Raw genomic sequence first — 3,229 nt, 5'->3', positions numbered from 1 at the left:
AGGGGGTGGAGCGGGAGGGCTCAGGGGGTGGGGAGGCGGGCGGCGTCCTCCGGCAGGAGCCAGGCGAGGGCCTCGGCCGCGGTCCAGCCCGCCGGGTGCTCCGCCGCGAGCCGGGCCGGCCCGTCCAGGTCGGTGCCCAGGGTGAGCAGGGGCGGCTCGACGTACCCGTCGGCGCGGGTCTGGCCCAGGCCGACGTCGGCGGCGAGCGCGTTGCACAGGCACGCGCGCCCCTCGGCCTCCTCCGGGGTGCCGCCCTTGCGCAGGTGCGTCGTCAGCGGCTCCGCCGGGCAGTGGTAGCCGACGGTCCCGCCGTCGCGCACGAACGGCGTGCGCAGGTAGCCCAGGTCGCACAGGCGCGGCCGGGCCGCCATGACCGCTGGGTCGGACAGGGTGCCGGGCACCTGGGCGACCTTGAACGGGAAGCCGGTCGGGGAGGCGCGCGGGTCGGTGCGGACCTCCAGCGTGCCGGCGCGCAGGTCCGCCAGCAGGGTCTCGCGCAGCTCCGGGGCGAGGCCGGAGTCGGAGCTCAGGGCGAAGAGCGTGCCGACCTGGACGCCCGCGGCGCCCGCGGCCTCGGCGGCGCGCAGCCCCTCGGGCGTACCGAAGGAGCCGGCGAGCCAGAACGGCAGCCCGAGCGCGGCGATCTTCGCGATGTTCGCCTGGTCCCGGGGCCCGAACACCGGCTGCCCGAGGTCGTCCAGCACCGGGCGGCCCCGCGGCGGGGCGTTGTGGCCGCCGGCGGTGTGGCCCTCGACGACGAACCCCTCGGGGCGGATGCGGTCGTCCCGCGCGAGGTACGCGGCGAGGACGTCGGCGGAGACGATGGCGAGCAGGTCGGGGCGCCGCAGCGGCGGGACGTCGTCGCCGAGCAGGGCCACGGGGTCCAGCTCGACGCCGTACGCGTCGGCCTCTGCCCCGGTGACGTGGACGGGCAGCCGGACCGGGCGGTGCTCCGCGAGCAGGTCCAGGAGCTGGGGGATCTCGCGCGGCACGCCCGCACCCATGAGGACGACGTCGACCCCGGCCAGCATCGCCCCGTACGCGGCGGCGGGCGTCGCCATCTGGACCTTCTCCAGGAAGTTGATGCCGACCGGCCCGCCGTGCCCCTCCTTGGCGAGCCACACCTCGACGAAGTTGCCGAGCACCGTGAGCTCCTGCATCGCGCGCGTCTGGCGCAGCGCCAGGCGCGGCAGGGGGACGTACGGCGTGCCGGGCGGACGGCCCTCGGGACGGTGGAACCGCTTCACCGCCCGTTCCGCGACCGCCGGCACGGGGAAGGCGGCGAGCGCGCGGCGGCACGAGCCGTCCAGGTCCCCGTCCTGCAGCCGGCGCGCCAGCACCAGGTCCAGCGCGGTCCCGGAGACGACGCCGAGCTGCCCGGCGCGGGACACCTCCGAGGCGAGCCGCCACGAGGAGACCGCCACGCCCATGCCCCCCTGGATCACCCGCGGGAGCGCCCGGGCCTCGGCCGCGCGCCGCGGTGCGGGCACGGCCACGGCGGCCGACGACGGCGCCGTCACGGCGGGAGCGGGCGGTGCGGCCACAGGCGTCCTCCGGAACCCCGCGGGGTCCGCGGACGTCGGCAACCTACGGTTCCGTAGGTTACACAACCGTAGGTTGGGCCCGACGGGCCGTCAGGGACGAAGGTCCCGGGCGAGGACGACCCTCACAGACCCATCGCGTGGAAGCCGCCGTCGACGTGGATGATCTCCGCCGTGGTCGCGGGGAACCAGTCCGACAGCAGGGCGACGACGGCCTTCGCCGTCGGGCCGGCGTCGCGCATGTCCCAGCCGAGCGGCGAGCGCTCGGGCCAGCGCTCCTCGATCTTCTCGAAGCCGGGGATGGAGGTCGCGGCCGTCGTGCGGATCGGGCCCGCGGAGACGAGGTTGACGCGGATGCCCTCGGGGCCCAGGTCCCGGGCGAGGTAGCGGGAGGTGGCCTCCAGCGCCGCCTTGGCCACGCCCATCCAGTCGTAGACGGGCCACGCGTACTGCGCGTCGAACGTCAGGCCGACGACGGACGAGCCGCGCCCCAGGAGCGGCTGCGCGGCCACGGCGAGCGCCTTGAGGGAGTAGCCCGAGACGTGCACCGCCGTCGCGACGTCCTCCCACTGCCCCGACAGGAAGTTGCCACCGAGGACGGACTGCGGCGCGAAGCCGATGGAGTGCACCACGCCGTCGAGGTGGTCCGTGTGCTCGCGCACGCGGTCGGCGAGGGCCGCCAGGTCCTCCTCGGAGGTCACGTCGAGCTGCACGACGGGTGCCTCGGCGGGCAGGCGGCGCGCGATCGCCTGGGTGAGGCGGAACTGCCGCCCGAACGAGGTCAGCACGACGTCGGCGCCCTGCTCCTGGGCGATCCGCGCCGTGTGGAAGGCGATCGACCCCTCGGTGAGCACGCCGGTGATGAGGAGCTTCTTGCCGTCGAGCAGACCCATCGGGGTCTCCGTCCTGTCGGGGGTGGGTGTCGCCGGCTGCCCCGCCGGCGGCGCGAGCCGCGGCACGACGCTAGCCAGCCCGACCGCCCGCCGGTGGTCGTCCTGCGGACAGGATCCGGGCCGGCGGTTGTGCGGTCCGGACAACGCGTCCGTCCCCCTGCCGTGCGGGGGGCTGCTGAGTAGCCTGGCCGCATGCGCCGGGCACGGTCGCCGTCGGGGGACCTCGAGGCCGTCGACGTCCTCCTGGTCGAGGTCGAGGACGAGGCCGCCGACGAGATGAGCGGCGTGCTGCACCAGCTCGCGCTCGAGGCGATGGCCCTGCGCGCCACGTCGCCCGGCGACCCGCGGACGGAGCCCGCCGACGGCGACGCCCCGCCGCCGCCCGACGGCGGCCTCGCCCGCCGGCTGTGGGCGCACCCTCGGCTGCGGTGGGCGGCGGTCGTCGTCGTCCTCGCCCTGGCCGTCGTCCCGGTGCTGGAGCACCGCCGGGAGGAGGCCCGGGTCGCGGCGCTCGCCGCCGACCCCGCCGTCCTCGGTCCGGCGACCGGCCCGCTCGTGGAGACGTGGCGCAGACCCGGGCGGGTGGTGACCGGGCGCCCCGACGTGCTGCTCGTGGTCGACCCGGCCGGGTCCCTGCGGCGCCTCGACCCGGCCACCGGGCGGGTGGTGTGGACGGCGACGTCGGCGGCGGGTGCGGTCGCGGCGGACGGCCGCTGCGTGCCCGTCGAACTGCCCGTGGACGGGCCGGTGGACGGGCCCGTGGGCGCGAGGTCGGGGACGGCGCCTCGGGGGGCC

The 3,229-nt window shown here is 77.1% G+C and carries 3 protein-coding genes; 1 reads left to right on the top strand and 2 read right to left on the bottom strand.

The window, feature by feature from the left end; translation table 11 throughout:
* Positions 1-20 precede the first annotated feature (20 nt).
* The gene (locus N866_RS17600) at positions 21-1,544 is read right to left on the bottom strand and encodes a nitronate monooxygenase (RefSeq protein WP_342668449.1); all 1,524 of its coding nucleotides are present in this window, start codon (positions 1,542-1,544) and stop codon (positions 21-23) included.
* A 122-nt stretch (positions 1,545-1,666) separates the two neighbouring features.
* Positions 1,667-2,434, bottom strand: coding sequence for an enoyl-ACP reductase FabI (fabI, locus tag N866_RS17595; RefSeq protein ID WP_034229012.1), 768 nt, complete (start codon positions 2,432-2,434; stop codon positions 1,667-1,669).
* A gap of 192 nt (positions 2,435-2,626) precedes the next feature.
* Here fabI and N866_RS17590 point away from each other — a divergent pair.
* On the top strand, positions 2,627-3,229 hold a 603-nt coding region (locus N866_RS17590), incomplete at its 3' end, for a hypothetical protein (protein ID WP_034229010.1).

The sequence above is a fragment of the Actinotalea ferrariae CF5-4 genome (assembly GCF_000603945.1).
GTDB lineage: Bacteria > Actinomycetota > Actinomycetes > Actinomycetales > Cellulomonadaceae > Actinotalea > Actinotalea ferrariae.
Note: the sequence above shows the minus strand (reverse complement) of the source record. Positions and strands in the feature narration are given on the sequence as shown.

Excerpts from the sequence above, each read along its gene's own strand:
- fabI (WP_034229012.1), bottom strand. The coding sequence starts at position 2,434 with ATGGGTCTGCTCGACGGCAAGAAGCTCCTCATCACCGGCGTGCTCACC.